This is a genomic window from Zhongshania aquatica (genome assembly GCF_027257955.1).
In the GTDB taxonomy this organism is placed as follows: Bacteria; Pseudomonadota; Gammaproteobacteria; order Pseudomonadales; family Spongiibacteraceae; genus Spongiibacter; species Spongiibacter aquatica.
Window position 1 is genome coordinate 1 of the sequence record NZ_JANZNQ010000025.1, and the last position, 16,239, is coordinate 16,239.

The following is a 16,239-nucleotide window of genomic DNA, read 5'->3' on the forward strand; positions in this document are numbered from 1 at the left end:
AGAGTATGCAACCGAGTGGCTTTGGTTTTACAATCATGAACGCCCCCATAAAGCCAACAATGGGAAGCCACCATTGATGGCTGCTTAACTTCTACTTTGAGCATCAGCTAAAAATGGGAGGATTACCTGCCCACCATTGGCAAACGCAAAGCACCAGATTCGACCGTCGCCGGCCAGGCAAATGTATTTGTGTTTCCAAGTTTAGAAGCGGGAAATATCGCCTACAAAATCACTGAGCGAATTGGTGGTGCGAAAGCCATTGGCCCGATACTTCAGGGACCGGCAAAGCCGTGGATGGATTTATCACGGGGATGTACAGCAGAGGATATTGTTGATGTGGCAGTGATTGCGGCGGTATTGGCGCAGTAATTAAACTTCAAACACCAAAGAAAAAGCGCCAATAAAGTGACGCACACTTAGCCCGCTCGCCACCTTATTTCATACTAATTAGCGTAACAATAACAACGGCCGCTTAGTCTTGTGCAACATTTTAGCGGTAAAACTACCCAGCAGCATATCGCGCAATGGGTGATGACTATAAGCTCCCATCACGGTCAAATCGATATCATGCTCAGCCTGGTAATGACAAAGTTGCTCGTCACTTTTTCCCTTAGGTAAATTCACAAGCTCATGCTTTATTCCGGCGGCTTGCAAGACCTTCGCTGCGTCATTCAATACGTTGGTCGCAGTAGACTCATCACCAACGTAGACTAAATGACAGGGAATATCTTTAAACACAGGACTAGACGCGACCATATCTAAGGCCTTTCTAGACGCATCGTGACCATCGTAAGCCAGCATGATTTTCTTGGGCGTAAAGAATGGCGTATTCACAACCAAAACGGGCTTATGCAAAGAACGAATAACCGTTTCTAAATGTGCCCCTATTTGCCCTTCTTGATGCTCATCACCGCGAACCCCCATCACCAAGACACGTATATTCTCTTCTAGCCCAATCAATGACTCTTGCAGACTGCCATGCTGCTGCCACACATCAACATCAGCAACACCCGCCACCACTGCTCGCTCGCTTGCAGCATCAAGCATCAACTTACCCTTTTTCATCAAGAGCCTATTGCGCTGTTGCTCTACGCGGGTTAACTCTTCAAGCAGCTCTTCTTGACTACCCAGCCCAATACTACCGCTTAAATCTGCAACCGCCGCCTGCGGGCGATGCTCAATATTGTGAAGCAGCTTTAATGCTGCACCAGTTCTTTGCGACATCCACGCCGCATAGTCACACACCGCCGTAGTAAGACTCGCACCATCGATACACGCCAACACATAATTATTATTCATTAGTGGCCTCCCAATACTTTTTCAATTTCTTCTGGTTTATCGTGAATACCGAAGCGATCTACAATCGTCTCACTGGCCTCATTCAAACCAATTAATTCGACCTCAGCACCTTCGCGTCGAAACTTAATAACGACTTTATCCAAAGCACCAACCGCAGATATGTCCCAGAAATGGGCGCGACTCAAATCGATAACAACCTTGTCTACCACCTCTTTAAAATCAAAACCGGCATTAAAACGTTCAGCGGAATTAAAGAAGACCTGACCTACTACCTTATAGATCCGTGTATTGCCCTCATCGCTTTCGTCCTTGCTGATATACATGAAGTGACTAACTTTGTTGGCGAAGAATAAGGCGCCCAGTAATACGCCGACAAAAACGCCATAGGCAAGATTATGCGTCCACACCACCACAGCCACCGTCGCCAACATAATAATATTTGCCGACAGAGGATTAGATTTCAAACCTGTTACCGATGACCAGTTAAAGGTACCAATAGAGACCATAATCATAACTGCAACCAAAGCAGCCATGGGAATCAACGACACCCAGTCACTCAAGAATACGACCATAGTCAGCAACATTGTGCCCGCGAAGAAGGTCGACAAGCGACCGCGGCCGCCAGACTTCACATTAATCACCGACTGACCAATCATCGCACAACCGGCCATCCCGCCAAGTAAACCAGAAAAAATATTGGCGATACCCTGGCCCTTACACTCTCTATTTTTATCACTGCCAGTATCGGTAAGGTCATCGACGATGGTCGCCGTCATCAAAGACTCTAATAAACCCACCACCGCCATCGCAGCGGCATAAGGGAAAATAATACTCAGCGTTTCAAGGTTCAGCGGCACATCAGGCCAAAGGAAGATCGGCAAGGTATCAGGTAATTCCCCCATATCCCCAACTGTACGAATATCAAGACCAATAAACAAACTCACAGCGGTGAGGGTAAGAATACAAATCAGTGGCGATGGAATAACCTTGCCAACAACAGGCACCAGCGGAAACAAATAAATAATGCCCAAGCCAGCTGCGGTCATGGCGTACACATGCCACGTTACATTTGTTAGCTCTGGCAGCTGCGCCATAAAAATCAAAATAGCCAAGGCATTAACGAAGCCAGTAACCACCGAGCGGGACACAAAGCTCATCAATTGCCCAAGCTTTAAATAACCCGCCACAATCTGCAAAGCGCCAGTTAGCAAGGTAGCTGCGAGCAGATATTGCAAGCCATGGTCTTTAACCAATGTCACCATCAGTAAGGCCATCGCGCCAGTGGCGGCAGAAATCATCCCCGGCCGACCACCGACGATAGCCGTAACTACCGCAATACAAAATGACGCGTACAAACCAATTTTTGGATCGACGCCAGCGATAATAGAAAAGGCGATGGCCTCAGGTATTAGGGCTAGAGCAACAACTAGTCCGGCGAGAATGTCGCCTCGAACATTTCCTAACCAGTCTTCTTTTTTTGAGAGCAATAACATTAGAAACTCATTGATGAAAAAAATAAACGATCATCCTTCGACAATGCTCATTAGACAAACAACTATCAAAGAAATGAAATATAAGTATTAGATATGGCATTAACACCATCTAACAGACGAAGTCTGTATTATACCTTCTTTATAAACTTGCGCTGAGTGTTATGGCTAAATGATCAAGGTACTTCAATAAGATGCCATTTATGACAACAATATGACTACTCAAATTAGAGCCCTGCCACAAAAGTATGGCTGTTTCAGAACGGAGACCAGAGGTTACATGCATCAATAACAGTGTTAACTTGTTCATTCGTCATTACAGGACTCATTGGCAAGCTCAATACACTGCTGTGAATACTTTCCGTAATAGGAAACGATAAATGCCTAAAATGTTGGATTAACGCAGCCTGCTGATGAGGAGGTACAGGGTAATGAATTAGGGTCTGGATACCCTTGTTTTTCAAGTGTGTTCGCAGTGCGTCACGGTGAGTGGTTCGAATAACGAAGAGATGATGCACATGAGAGGCGTCATATAGCCACTCTGGTAACTCGATCAGTGGGTGCCTTATTCCCTCACTATATTTCTTTGCAACGATTGTTCTTTTTGCAGCCTCCGAATCAATATATGCCAACTTCACCAAAAGCATTGCTGCCTGTATCTCATCTAAACGGCTATTAGAACCAATATGCAAGTTAACGTATTTTTCTTGGCTTCCATAATTTCCTAACATGCCAACCATTCGTGCTAATTCAGCATCATCTGTAACCACTGCTCCAGCGTCACCGAGCGCACCAAGATTCTTACCTGGATAAAAACTAAATGCAGCGGCGCCGCCCCATGCACCCGCTTTTCGCCCACATAGACTTGCACCGTGGGCTTGCGCAGCATCTTCCAACAACAACAAACCCGCACGTTCAGCTAAGGCAGATAGCTCAGGCATATTTGCCATACGACCATACAAATGCACTGGAAGAACCACCTTGGTTCGCTGAGTAATCGCCTCGGCTGCTAACTTTGGGCACATATTAAAGGTCTTCTCATCCGGCTCTACCAGTACTGGAACTAATTCAGCATCCAGCACTGCAAGGATTGTCGCAATATATGTATTCGCAGGGACCAGCACCTCATCGCCAACATCGGCCAACCCCATCTGACGCCATGCCTTGAGCGTCAAACTCAAGGCATCTAGCCCGCTTCCAACACCAACACAAAATTTAGTGCCACAATATTCGGCAAACCTTTGCTCAAAGTTTGCGAGCTCTCGGCCACGAATATACCAGCCTGAGTCAATAACACGCGAGACGGCAGAATTTAGCTCGTCTTTGTATTGAGTATTTATCGCCTTCAAATCAAGAAATGGTACCGAAAATACCGCCTGCACATCTTGTGGAAACTTTGAAATTGCCATATTTAACTTATTCGTAGAACTCTGGCTCTATAAATCGCCGAAAAGTGTTTAGAAATAAATCACAGCTCTCCAATGACATGTCGAAATACACATTCTCCCCATCCTCACCAACTAACGCTGCGCCTGATTTCTGGTGAAAACTGATCACTTTCTCATTTCCCTTGCGAACATCCAAATGGCAGTTTGTATAACCGAGTTCTTTAAACCCATAGCGATAACACAACAACGCGCTCTCCAACGCCGCGCTACGCGTCTTCGCACCGTTCAGAATCCAACTTCCTATGGCAAAGGAATTTCTATCGAGACGAAAGTCATATATACGAATCGAACCCACCGCCGTGTTATCACTTCGCTTCAAAACGATAAAATAATATTCTGTTCCCGCATGTTCACGCTTTTTATACGCTTTAAGCCATTCACGCTGCAGGGCTACCGAACCATCAACCGCAGAGAGATACCTATTAAACTGAGAATCAGTTCGCAGAGAGTTAATAAACTCAGCATCAGAGGTTTCTGCCAAGCGCAAATATACACTACGTCCTATTAATGATTTCACGCCGACAACTCCAAAAAATCCTGATAACTCCTAATATAATCATCTTCATTATAGTATTCGCCAGCAACCACTAAAATCACGCATCCCGGCGATAAATCATGCATTTCACGCCAGATCATATTGCCAATTTGCAGTCCTTGGGTAGGACTTTCCAGCCAAACCTCTTCACGACGTACACCGTCATCTAACACAACGCGGCATCTTCCTGACAAACAAACCATAAGCTGTTGCAATTTCTTATGGGCATGGAACCCCCTAGAAACCCCATCGGAAGTATCAAAAATATAATACACACGCTTTATTTCAAACGGCAGAGTAATACCGCCTTCTAGCGCGATCAGGGATCCTCTATCATCGCCACGTACGGGCAAATCAAGCATTGTAATTATGCTCATAGACTTAATACTTTCCACATATACGATCCTTGTAGCTACACAACAATCACTAATCAAGTGATCGCATGAATTTAAATTCACTTGATATTGCCGAAAAAAAAGCGGTAGGCCTTAACAAAAGATCTCCGATTAAAGCGGAGGGATTGAAATGAAAATGCTTTCTAACCAACAGCCGTGATATGCGCTTTTTTAATTTCCGATCCAGTCGACCTTCTAAATGATCGCTTACTTTTAAATCAGCGCGTCGTTGCTGCAATGTATCAAGCATTAGACAAACTTGACTCTTTCGCCGCTGCAAACTATTCGGTTGCGCAATCGAAACTTGCTGCGACATACCGACAGAGGTACGGTAGTACAATAGACACTCATCGATGTACAAGATGCTATTTTCAAGCACAGCCCTGAAACCCATAACAAGATCTTCAAACGCGCATGAGTAATCAATCACACCATACTTTTCTATTAACTCTCTAGACCAGGCGCCGCTCGCCCCCAAATAAATACTTTGCGAAAAAGCAGCCTCCTCAAGGCTCAACTGACGACGAAAATTAGCATGCGGCGACTCTGAACCAATAACAAAGCCATCCGCATCGATATCAACTGCCTTCGAATGAAGCAACATAGGCTTACCATTACTCAGATAGCTTTCAACTAATCTAGAGACCCGATGCGGAAAAGAAATATCGTCCCCTGACGCAACTACCACCAGCTCCCCCCGACACAGCGAAACAAGCAAATTTACATGGGCAATCAACCCTAAATTCCTGTCGTTTCTGTTAACAACTACAGGGCGCCCATTAGCATACTGTGCGACAGCGCGCTCTAGCTCCTCATAACTACCATCTATTGAACAGTCGTCTGAGAATATAAACTCAGCAACCGGGTAGTCCTGCGACAAAACACCCTTAACCGCAGCGTCGATGTACTGATATTGATTGTAACAACAAAAAATAAAACTGACGCAGACCCGAGGTGTATCCATTAACCCACCAAAAATATAAATACGCGACCACAAAGACTATGCAAAAGGAACCAAAATAAAGTACCACTTCCCACGACATATTTTCTTAACAAAGCTCTCTCTCTTATCAAAGAGACAGAGAAAATGATCTCCATTTTTATTCAAAAATCTTTTTAGCTCAAAATTATAAAAAACCGTTTCATTCCGAATGTATTTTTTATAGAAAGCCTCAAGGAGCAATTGCTCTTCCGCCGAAAGAATACCACTTTGTATTACTGGCAAAATGAAGTCACAGGATTTTCGAAACTTATTAGATACGTGGATATGCTTAGGAATTCTCCGTTTCGACTTTGAGCCCCAAACCGCATTGCTATCATGCTTTCTATATAACGACAACACATCACTACCCGCCTTCAACTTCCCGCGAGAAGCCGCCACTATAGCGAGCCACTGATCGTGATATGGCATTTGAGACATGGCGGGCATAGCAAGCTCTAGTAACTCGCGCCTTATTAAACAGGCATGCCCAGTAACGCAGTTATTCAGAATCAGCGATAGGGCGCAACGCCCCTCTATACGATTTACCGTTGGGAACTCCACATCTTGCCGAACACCATTACTATCAATAACAGCAACTTTCGAATAGATGAGCCAGTCTTCACCTATATTCTCGACCAGACAGCTTATTTTATTCAAAAACCAAATATCGTCTTGATCGGCAAGTGCTATCAGGTCGCCCCGACATTCATTTATCGCCTTCTCAAAATTCCTAACAAAGCCGAGATTCTCATCGTTACATATTAGACGAATTCGGTTATCACGCTTAGCGTATTTGGTCAATATATCTAAGGTGCCATCCGATGAACAATCATCGACAATAACGATCTCAAGATTCGCATAAGTTTGACCAACAATAGAGTCTAACTGCTCCGCTAGATACTGCTCACCGTTATAAGTACACATTGCGATCGAGACAAGACTTTGATCACAAGTTACTACTGTATTATCTTCTTGGCTGCCCATTAGCTTTCTTAATTACTTAAAGATGAATTAAAGACAAAATATGACAATATAAGCATACCTACAAAAACCGCCAGCCAAACGGACGCCAGCTACAGCGCTTTAGCGCAGCTGAACGAGCAACACTATAGCCCTGCTGTCGCTCTGCCTTCACCTTAAGACAAAACAACCTAAGGAGTTTCAATTGGCCCACAGCCAACAATTCTCAAGTTCAACCACAGCAACAAATACAATCGCGATATAGCGCGAATAGGTCACGTAAATCGTCAACATTATACAGCATTGTTCACGATTGCTAGGTATTATGTCACTAAGAATCAAGCGCCCAAACAAGGATCGCACTGAGCCAGCAAACAACAGCCCGGAGAACCATCAATGTATGACTACCTGATAGTTGGTAGCGGACTTTACGGAAGCACCTGCGCCCACGAGCTAAAAAAGCGTGGAAAACGCGTACTGGTTATAGAGCAACGCGACCATATCGGTGGCAATATATTCACTGAAAACAATAATGGCATCCAAGTCCATAAATATGGCGCACATATATTTCACACGAACAACAGAGAAATATGGAATTACGTTAATCAGTTTGCCGAATTTAATAGGTATACGAACTCCCCAGTAGCGAATTACAAAGGGAAAATTTATAACCTCCCATTTAACATGAACACCTTCAACCAGCTTTGGGGTGCAATCACACCTGAGCAGGCGCAGGCTAAAATTGCCGAGCAACAATCTGAGCTCGGCGAAAAGCTACCCAAAAACCTTGAAGAACAAGCAATTCGACTGGTCGGACGAGACATTTACGAAAAACTAGTAAAAGGCTATACAGAAAAGCAGTGGGGGAGGCCTGCCACCGAACTTCCCGCGTTCATCATTAAACGACTTCCAGTGAGATTCACATACGATAACAATTACTTTAATGACAAATTTCAAGGTATTCCGATAGGTGGCTACACGCAAATTATCGAGAAGATGCTCGCGGGAATTGAAGTTCGCTGCAACACTGATTACTTTCACAATAGAAAGGAGCTAGATCAAACTAGCAAAGCCGTCATTTATTCCGGCCCCATTGATCGGTATTTTGGCTATTGCTACGGAAAGCTCGAATACCGGAGCCTACGATTTGAAACCGAAACTATTAACAAACCCAACGTGCAAGGCAATGCGGTAGTCAATTACACTGAACGCGAAGTTCCATATACACGAATAATTGAACACAAACATTTTGATCCCGTTGATACGCCCCACTCAGTTATTACACACGAATATCCCGCAGAATGGACCGACGGCCTAGAGCCTTACTACCCAATAAACAACGACAAAAATGATACTTTGTATCGTCAGTATCGAGACCTTAGCAAACTAGAAAATAATATTTTTTTCGGCGGTCGACTAGCAGAGTATCGCTACTACGACATGCACCAAATCATTGCATCAGCCTTGAATGACATAAAGAAAATGCCCTAAGGACGCTTATGTATTTACAAAAATTCGCTTCACATCACTAATAAAGCAAGCTTCTTCATTGCGAATCATTTCTCGATAACCATCAAAATCCTTTCGGCGAATATCAAAATCAGCGAAGCACTCGCGGATTTTCACGGCTATCTCGGGGATCGAGCTAGAGTCACGTTTGAATTTGTAATCTGACGGTATTGGAACATCGACATCATATGCCGCTGATCCGTCCCGCCCAGTTACTATACAAGCCCCCAAAATACATGCTTCTCGAGGAATACGATCCTTACCAGGATGCTCACCAAAATCAATATAAACTTTCGCAGCACTCAGCAACTCAATGACTTGTGCACGTGACATATTCTCTATTGGCACAAACTCCACTTCGGGCATAGCAACACGCAGTTTACTCGTAAAATCGGCCCCTTTTTTTGGATTAAACGCCACAATGTCTTTCTTATTAGATTTACAGGCATCAATACTTAACGATATAAAATTTGAATTTAGATAATCCGATAGAATTAAGACGCTGTCGCTCGCCACTTTTTTAGTCCGCAAATGGTCTCGTGCGTATTCCGACTGCACAAAATGAATATAATTCTTCGTACCACTCTTTCCAAAAAAGAAATAACGCTTTGTCTTTGACGACTTACCAAGAAGCAATAAATACCTCAGCCATTTATTTTTCAACATTCTATGCCACTTTATCGAAAAACCTAATGACTTATAGTAGAAATCAACACTCATCCACCAAATGGATTTTTTCACGTATTTATAATTATCTAGAATATCAGTTTGCGTTTCTGGTGCTATCAAAATATTCCTTGGCGAATCATCTATAAAATCTACATATAAATTTCCGTATCCTTTAAACTCCTCGTGAATAGGATCACGACCGGACACTCGCCGGTAGTAATATATAAAAGCCTCAACACCATTATTACGAAGCGTAGCCACTAATTGATGAAGCAATTCCGGGCCGCCAGATGCTTGATTTGCTGGCGCAGCGACGTAAACAATATCAAATTCCTTATGAAGCATTTTTGATCTCGCAACTCTATATATTTACAGTTTTTCTAACGATTAAACATTAACTTATAAATTTAACGCGCACCGAAAAAGGCACCCTTTATAGATTAAGTCAAAATTCTGATACTGACCTAACACCATCAAGCTTTGATCTTGCTCTCACATAGCGATTAACACCAAAACTTATCAAAGCAATCAACATGCGCTTCTTGTTTTTTCGAACATAGCGTTCAATATGCTCACTACCCAATCCGTGCTTCTTCGCATAAAGAACATATGATCGCCCCTTATGAAAATGTATAAATTTATTGACCGTTTTTGTTCTTACCGTAGATCCTCCACCAACATGCGGGATACTAACGTTACGACAGTGAATAACCTGTAGGCCTGCGTCATTCGCGCATTTACAAATATCCACATCTTCTTCGTACAAGAAGAATTGCTCGTCAAAATAGCCAACAGGATTCATTAGCTGGGTATCAAACAGTAAAACCGCACCAACTAGCCAAGGTACATTAACAATTGATTTATCGTCTTCGGGATCTAATGCGGGGCCAGCGATAGCCGCGCCATGACTTTTTAATTCGGCAAGTAATTGATCAACAGCCGCCTCTGAAAGCTGAGTATCGGGATTTAACACCATTACGTAGCGAGTTGTGCTAGCGTTAATACCGAGATTGCAAGCAGCGCCAAAGCCGAGATTCTTCTCACTTTTCAGCATTTCGACACAATCATTATTAGCGAACACAATTGCGTCAGTGCCATCAGTACTAGCATTATCGACGACTATCCAGCGCGGCATAGCCACCGAAGAAGTATCTCGTAAAGACGCGATATGAGCTGAGAGCACCTCTGCGCTGTTATAAGTAACCGTAACTAGGGTCAATTCGTTCAGCAAATCCTGCATTAGTAACGCTTACTCCAACCTGTTATTTTTCGATCATGCCTGTGATTCAAACCAAACACGCATTGAGTTTTTTACATGCGGCTCGCCAGTTGCTTGCCGACACACCATAATCCTGCCCAATTTTTTCAGCACTCAACACCGAGTATGCCGGACGCATGGCCGGCGTCGGGTACGCCTCTGTTTCTATCGCATTGACCGTCGGTATGCTTTTCAACACGCCTTGCTTATGCGCTTCTTCAAATATCGCTGTCGCAAATCCGTACCAGCTCACTGCTTCATTTCCGGAGTAATGATAAACGCCATAGCGGGCCTGCGCCTCACTTTTATTTTGTTCTACCTCGTGCAACTGCTTTGCGATACTGATCAACGCGTTCGCAATGTCTCCCGCGTAAGTCGGGCACCCAACCTGATCCGCTACCACACCCAAGGTGTCACGCTCTTTTGCTAAGCGCAGCATGGTTTTCAGGAAGTTATTGCCGTATTCACTAAACACCCAGGCAGTGCGCAAAATAATGTGCTTGGGGCAATGGCGCTGCACGGCCAATTCACCATGTAGTTTAGTTTGGCCATACACCCCAGCGGGATTGGTTTGATCCGTCTCTAGGTAGGGTGTTTTTTTATTGCCATCAAACACATAGTCCGTTGAGACATGCAGCAATGGGATGTCAAAACGACTACATAGTTTGGCCAGTGCTGCAGGGCCATCTTCATTTATGCGTTTAGCCAATTCATGCTCTGACTCTGCTTTGTCTACTGCGGTATAGGCCGCCGCATTAATGATGGCGGTTATCCCCTTATCAGCAACGATCTTTTCCAATACCACCGTGTCATTGATATCGGCGTCTTGGCGGCTTAACAAGGTATGGGTAATGCCTTGGGCGATTAGTTGATCAGCTAAACATTGACCCAACTGACCATTGGCACCGGTCACAAGTATATGCATTGATCGGATGCCTGTTTCAGGGTTGGCGCTCATTTAGCAAACAACTCGGCAAAAGTCGGCGCTTTACTGTCTTTGTCTGACAGGGTGGGATTATCCAGCGGCCAAGGAATGGCCATGGCCGGGTCATTCCAGACCAAGCTACCCTCGTCAGTGGGGTCGTAGTAATCCGTGCATTTGTATTCAAAGTCGGCGGTATCACTGAGTACCACAAAGCCGTGGGCAAAGCCCGGCGGCACCCAAAACTGACGTTTGTTTTCTTCCGAGAGGATCACGCCCTCCCACTGACCAAAGCTGGGTGAGTTTTGGCGGATATCTACTGCCACATCATAAACTTCACCACTCACCACCCGCACTAATTTGCCCTGGGGCTTGGTCTTTTGGAAGTGAAGGCCCCGAAGTACACCTTTAGCGGAACGGGAGTGATTGTCTTGCACAAACGGCAGGCTAATGCCCGCCAGTTCACGATATCGATCAGCTTGAAAGGTTTCTAAGAAAAAACCACGATGATCGCCAAATACCTTGGGCTCAATAATGACGCAGTCTTTCAGTTTAGTTTGGATGACGTTCATATCAGTAGTCGTTTCCGCTTATTTGTAGCCGTCGGCCACACGCAGTAAATATTGGCCATAGCCGGTTTTCTTTAGCATCTCGCCCTGTTTGATAAGCTGTTCCGCGCTAACCCAGCCTTGGCGATACGCAATCTCTTCTAAACAAGCGACTTTTAAGCCCTGACGATGTTCTACGGTTTGCACAAATTGTCCCGCATCAATAAGGGAATCGTGGGTGCCTGTATCCAGCCAAGCAAAGCCACGACCCAGCACTTCAACGCTTAAATCGCCACGCTTGAGATAGGCGAGGTTTACATCGGTAATTTCAAGCTCCCCTCGGGGTGAAGGCTTGATGCTACGCGCAATCTCAACCACATCATTGTCGTAAAAGTATAAGCCCGTGACCGCGTAAGCTGATTTCGGTTTAAGAGGCTTTTCTTCAATACTGATCGCCTTGCCGTCATCACCAAACTCTACCACCCCAAAGCGCTCAGGGTCGGTCACGTGATAGCCAAATACCGTGGCACCCGTGTCCTTGGAAACAGCGCTTTTGAGGTTGTCAGAGAAGTGTTGCCCGTAGAAGATATTATCTCCTAAGACCAAGCTGACATTGTCGTTACCAATAAAATCGGCACCGATGGTAAATGCTTGGGCCAAGCCGTCAGGACTTGGCTGCTCTTCGTAGCAAATAGTAATACCAAACTGACTGCCATCGCCCAATAGCCGCTGAAAGCCGGGTAGGTCAGTCGGTGTGGAGATCACCAGAATATCTTTGATCCCTGACAGCATGAGCACTGACAAGGGGTAGTAAATCATTGGTTTATCGTAGATAGGAAGTAGCTGCTTAGAACAACCCATAGTGATTGGGTGCAAGCGCGTTCCTGAGCCACCAGCCAGAATAATACCTTTGTATTTTTTACTCATTGAGCTTCCCTTGCAGACCGTGTTGTGAACTGAGCCACAATGTACGTTTTATGTCATTACGTAGAAAAAGCGGCGGACCGCTTAGGCTTTTGCGTCGCCCATCTCCCGTCCAGCATTTAGCGCCACTAAGCACTCAGCCACCACCGATCCGATCTAATTTATAATCCCCTGACAACACACGCTGCCACCACTCGGGATTGTCGAGATACCATTGCACGGTTTTTCGAATGCCCGACTCAAAGGTCTCTAGTGGCGTCCAGCCTAGCTCGCGTTGAATCTTACTCGCATCAATAGCATAACGCGCATCATGCCCAGGCCGATCTTTAACAAAAGTGATTAAGTCTTTAAAACCTTTACCACTGGCTCGAGAGTTGGCATTTTCTGGCGCTAGCTCTTCTAACAACTCACAGATGGTTTCTACCACCTCGATATTGCGCTTCTCGTTGTGGCCGCCAATGTTGTAGGTCTCACCCACCTTACCTTCGGTAACCACTTTAAACAGCGCGCGAGCGTGGTCTTCCACATAAAGCCAATCCCGAATCTGACTGCCGTCGCCATACACTGGCAGGGGCTTGCCGTGGAGGGCATTTAAAATGATGTGGGGGACGAGTTTTTCAGGGAAGTGGTAGGGGCCGTAGTTATTTGAACAGTTGGTCACAACAATGGGTAAACCGAAAGTTCGCCCCCAAGCCCTGACCAAATGGTCTGACCCAGCCTTACTCGCGGAATACGGCGAGCTAGGTTCGTAGGAGGTGGTTTCGGTGAAGAGATCATCAGTGCCATGAAGATCGCCATAGACCTCATCGGTGGAGATATGATGGAAACGGAAGTCCGCTTTTTTATCTCCTTCAAGACCCTGCCAATAGCTACGCGCAGCTTCAAGCATATTGTAGGTACCAACGACATTCGTTTGGATAAAGGCACCCGGGCCATCAATGGAACGATCGACATGGCTCTCTGCCGCAAGATGCATCACAAGATCCGGCCGATGCTCTGCAAACACCGAACTCAAAGCAGCAAAATCACAAATATCCACCTGCGCAAACACATAGCGCCCTGTGTCGTCTGCACCGGGTATTGACTCTAAATTACCCGCATACGTCAAAGCATCGACATTCACTAGTGAAGCATCGGTATCTGCCAAAATATGGCGCACTAACGCGCTGCCTATAAAGCCCGCGCCGCCGGTCACCAAGGCTGTCACATTCCTAAATTTACTCACGATACACTCAACCACACTAACTTAATCTTGAAAGACTGGCATTGTACCGAATAGCCCCGCACATAGCACCGCCAAGGGTGCTCATGAGATTCCACGAAGCTCACAGCGACTCTGGCGACCAAGCGCCAATTACGTTAGTCTTTGCCGCCAATAGCCAATGACGCTAACAGCGCCATCCCACACCCTCAATGGGACAATAATGATGCGTATACTCAATGCTATGTTTAGCACCGGACTTGGCGGTATTGAGCAATCGTTTGCCGACTATTGCCACGCACTCGCCGAGCTGGGCCACGACGTTATCGCCCTGACCCAGCCAGCATCAGCAATCAACGCCACGCTTTCCGGCAAGCTTACGCGCATTGAAATCCGCAATCGTGGCCAATGGGATATTTTTGCAAAATCCAAAATCAAACAATGCCTAGTATCCGAAAGACCTGACATCATTATTGCACATGGCAACAGGCCCATTTCACTACTACAAAGTGCAAGAAATTTAGGTATCCCACTGGTCGGCGTTGCCCACAATTACAAACTGCAACACATGAAGCAGTGCGACGCCGTTTTTACGGTATCTCAAGACTTACGCAACACTGTTATTACTAAAGGCTTGGCTAACGCAAAACAGTGTTTTCACATCCCCAATATGATCCATTCAATTGACCCACCCCCGCGTCAAGCGCACTTTCGAAACCCAGTTCGCATTGCCACAATGGGCCGCTTCGTTGAGAAAAAGGGTTTTCACTTATTTTTAGAGGCGCTTGCCCTACTCAAATCACAGGGCTTTAGGTTTAGCGCAGTCATAGGTGGTGATGGTGATGAGAAAGAGAGACTGCTGGCGTTGCGGAACCAGCTATCTCTAACAAACGATGTGAGCTTTTGTGGTTGGGTAAAAAACAAAAGCGATTTTTTCGCCGATGCAGATATTTTTTGCTTGCCCTCCTTGCACGAACCCTTTGGCATAGTATTGCTGGAAGCCTTTATCCACGGTATACCTGTGGTGTCCACAGCTAGTGAGGGACCTTCCGAAATCGGCACGCACATGCATGACTGCATTTTAACGGAAAACCATTCTGCTCAGGCGTTAGGCCAAGGTTTAAAAACACTTATCGAACAGGAAACACTGGCACAGACGCTTAGCCGCAATGCAGAACAGACAGTACTCAACAATTACACACCACTCATCGTAGCCAACAAAATAACTGTCGCACTGAAAAGCATACTTAGCGAATACGGCTAGTCCGCCCCAGCTCCGCCTTACTCTTACCGGATTTCACCGCGGGAGTATATTCGTCGCGATAGCGCAATAAATGAAAATGACGCCGCACGCTGAACCAAAGCTTCACCGGATGATAGGCTAAACGCATCCACAGTGTCGGCCCCACCACACTAGGGTCTGCACTTTTGGCAATTGTCGTCGCGTGATCCAACTCGTAAACCGTATGCGGCTCCACACCGTACACTTTTAAATTGTATAACCAGAAGTGATCAAATAATTTATCCACCGGTTCATAGATCGTCTGAGCGTAATCCAAGAACTTTTTCATACCCGTGCGATTCAAAACATATGACTGCGTACCCACAGCGCCGCGCTTAGGCCGTGTTAGTAAATGGCCAGTATCAGCAATATCGCCAATCACTTTACGTGGTCGCAAACGAAGAGCCATAAAGCGAACCATGTCTAGATTATTGTTCGGCAGCAGCGCCATCAAAACACGAGCAAAATCAGACTCAATAACAACATCGTCTTCCAACACGCAAAGATGAGTATAACCCTCATCATACGCTTTACGCACAGCGCGAAAATGCGAGAGATAACACCCCAGCTCACCCGATGTCAGCTGCTTACGATGCCTAATCATTGCCAACACATGGTTAAAGCGCTCACCATTTTTTAGGGCGGGCATTGCTCTACGACCATCTACAGCGGGAAACAAGCTCGCAGAAATACCTTGCTGCTGTAGCGAGCCCAATAACTTAACGGTATTTTCAGCATCAGGATTTAAGCTGATAACCCAGCATGCAAGCTTCATCGCCACACCAACATGAAAAAACCATTAAAATTGGTCACGCTC

Annotated in this window: 17 protein-coding genes; 3 read left to right on the forward strand and 14 right to left on the reverse strand. The window is 45.5% G+C overall.

Annotated elements, in window-relative coordinates:
* The first annotated feature begins 135 nt into the window (after positions 1–135).
* A complete protein-coding gene (locus tag O9X78_RS17455) occupies positions 136–369 on the forward strand; it encodes a phosphate acyltransferase (protein WP_269621026.1) in 234 nt (77 codons plus the stop codon).
* Positions 370–447: 78 nt separating this feature from the next.
* On the opposite strand, the gene O9X78_RS17460 is transcribed toward O9X78_RS17455, so the two are convergent.
* The 7 genes from O9X78_RS17460 to O9X78_RS17490 all read right to left on the reverse strand — a co-directional run bounded on the left by O9X78_RS17460 (position 448) and on the right by O9X78_RS17490 (position 7,133).
* Positions 448–1,299, reverse strand: a complete 852-nt coding sequence (locus O9X78_RS17460; RefSeq protein ID WP_269620994.1) for a universal stress protein — start codon at positions 1,297–1,299, stop codon at positions 448–450.
* Entirely contained in the window at positions 1,299–2,792 is a 1,494-nt protein-coding gene (locus O9X78_RS17465) for a SulP family inorganic anion transporter (protein ID WP_269620995.1), read from the reverse strand. The genes O9X78_RS17460 and O9X78_RS17465 overlap by 1 nt, the downstream gene beginning before the upstream one ends.
* A gap of 254 nt (positions 2,793–3,046) precedes the next feature.
* Entirely contained in the window at positions 3,047–4,198 is a 1,152-nt protein-coding gene (locus O9X78_RS17470) for a DegT/DnrJ/EryC1/StrS family aminotransferase (protein ID WP_269620996.1), read from the reverse strand.
* Positions 4,199–4,205: 7 nt separating this feature from the next.
* The gene (locus O9X78_RS17475) at positions 4,206–4,754 is read right to left on the reverse strand and encodes a GNAT family N-acetyltransferase (RefSeq protein ID WP_269620997.1); all 549 of its coding nucleotides are present in this window, start codon (positions 4,752–4,754) and stop codon (positions 4,206–4,208) included.
* Complete coding sequence (locus tag O9X78_RS17480; RefSeq protein WP_269620998.1) at positions 4,751–5,167, reverse strand: sugar 3,4-ketoisomerase; 417 nt, start codon at positions 5,165–5,167, stop codon at positions 4,751–4,753. Before O9X78_RS17480 ends, O9X78_RS17475 begins: the two co-directional genes overlap by 4 nt.
* 31 nt (positions 5,168–5,198) lie before the next feature.
* Positions 5,199–6,131 (reverse strand): glycosyltransferase, encoded by a 933-nt coding sequence (locus O9X78_RS17485; RefSeq protein WP_269620999.1) that lies wholly within the window; start codon positions 6,129–6,131, stop codon positions 5,199–5,201.
* Between the two features lie 36 nt (positions 6,132–6,167).
* On the reverse strand, positions 6,168–7,133 hold the full coding sequence (locus O9X78_RS17490; protein WP_269621000.1) for a glycosyltransferase family 2 protein: 966 nt from the start codon (positions 7,131–7,133) through the stop codon (positions 6,168–6,170).
* Positions 7,134–7,505: 372 nt separating this feature from the next.
* On the opposite strand from O9X78_RS17490, the gene glf reads away from it, so the two are divergent.
* Positions 7,506–8,600 (forward strand): UDP-galactopyranose mutase, encoded by a 1,095-nt coding sequence (glf, locus tag O9X78_RS17495; protein WP_269621001.1) that lies wholly within the window; start codon positions 7,506–7,508, stop codon positions 8,598–8,600.
* Positions 8,601–8,606: 6 nt separating this feature from the next.
* On the opposite strand, the gene O9X78_RS17500 is transcribed toward glf, so the two are convergent.
* From O9X78_RS17500 to rfbB, 6 genes are all read right to left on the reverse strand, one after another.
* Entirely contained in the window at positions 8,607–9,632 is a 1,026-nt protein-coding gene (locus O9X78_RS17500; protein ID WP_269621002.1) for a hypothetical protein, read from the reverse strand.
* A gap of 100 nt (positions 9,633–9,732) precedes the next feature.
* The gene (locus tag O9X78_RS17505) at positions 9,733–10,527 is read right to left on the reverse strand and encodes a glycosyltransferase family 2 protein (protein WP_269621003.1); all 795 of its coding nucleotides are present in this window, start codon (positions 10,525–10,527) and stop codon (positions 9,733–9,735) included.
* Between the two features lie 46 nt (positions 10,528–10,573).
* Positions 10,574–11,470, reverse strand: a complete 897-nt coding sequence (gene rfbD, locus O9X78_RS17510) for a dTDP-4-dehydrorhamnose reductase (RefSeq protein WP_269621004.1) — start codon at positions 11,468–11,470, stop codon at positions 10,574–10,576.
* A 29-nt stretch (positions 11,471–11,499) separates the two neighbouring features.
* Positions 11,500–12,039 (reverse strand): dTDP-4-dehydrorhamnose 3,5-epimerase, encoded by a 540-nt coding sequence (gene rfbC, locus O9X78_RS17515; protein ID WP_269621005.1) that lies wholly within the window; start codon positions 12,037–12,039, stop codon positions 11,500–11,502.
* Between the two features lie 18 nt (positions 12,040–12,057).
* Positions 12,058–12,942, reverse strand: a complete 885-nt coding sequence (gene rfbA / locus O9X78_RS17520; RefSeq protein ID WP_269621006.1) for a glucose-1-phosphate thymidylyltransferase RfbA — start codon at positions 12,940–12,942, stop codon at positions 12,058–12,060.
* Positions 12,943–13,075: 133 nt separating this feature from the next.
* The gene (rfbB, locus tag O9X78_RS17525) at positions 13,076–14,146 is read right to left on the reverse strand and encodes a dTDP-glucose 4,6-dehydratase (protein ID WP_269621027.1); all 1,071 of its coding nucleotides are present in this window, start codon (positions 14,144–14,146) and stop codon (positions 13,076–13,078) included.
* Positions 14,147–14,363: 217 nt separating this feature from the next.
* On the opposite strand from rfbB, the gene O9X78_RS17530 reads away from it, so the two are divergent.
* A complete protein-coding gene (locus O9X78_RS17530; RefSeq protein WP_269621007.1) occupies positions 14,364–15,404 on the forward strand; it encodes a glycosyltransferase in 1,041 nt (346 codons plus the stop codon).
* Here O9X78_RS17530 and O9X78_RS17535 read toward each other — a convergent pair.
* The gene (locus tag O9X78_RS17535) at positions 15,388–16,197 is read right to left on the reverse strand and encodes a glycosyltransferase family 25 protein (RefSeq protein ID WP_269621008.1); all 810 of its coding nucleotides are present in this window, start codon (positions 16,195–16,197) and stop codon (positions 15,388–15,390) included. The genes O9X78_RS17530 and O9X78_RS17535 overlap by 17 nt on opposite strands.
* Positions 16,198–16,239 lie beyond the last annotated feature (42 nt).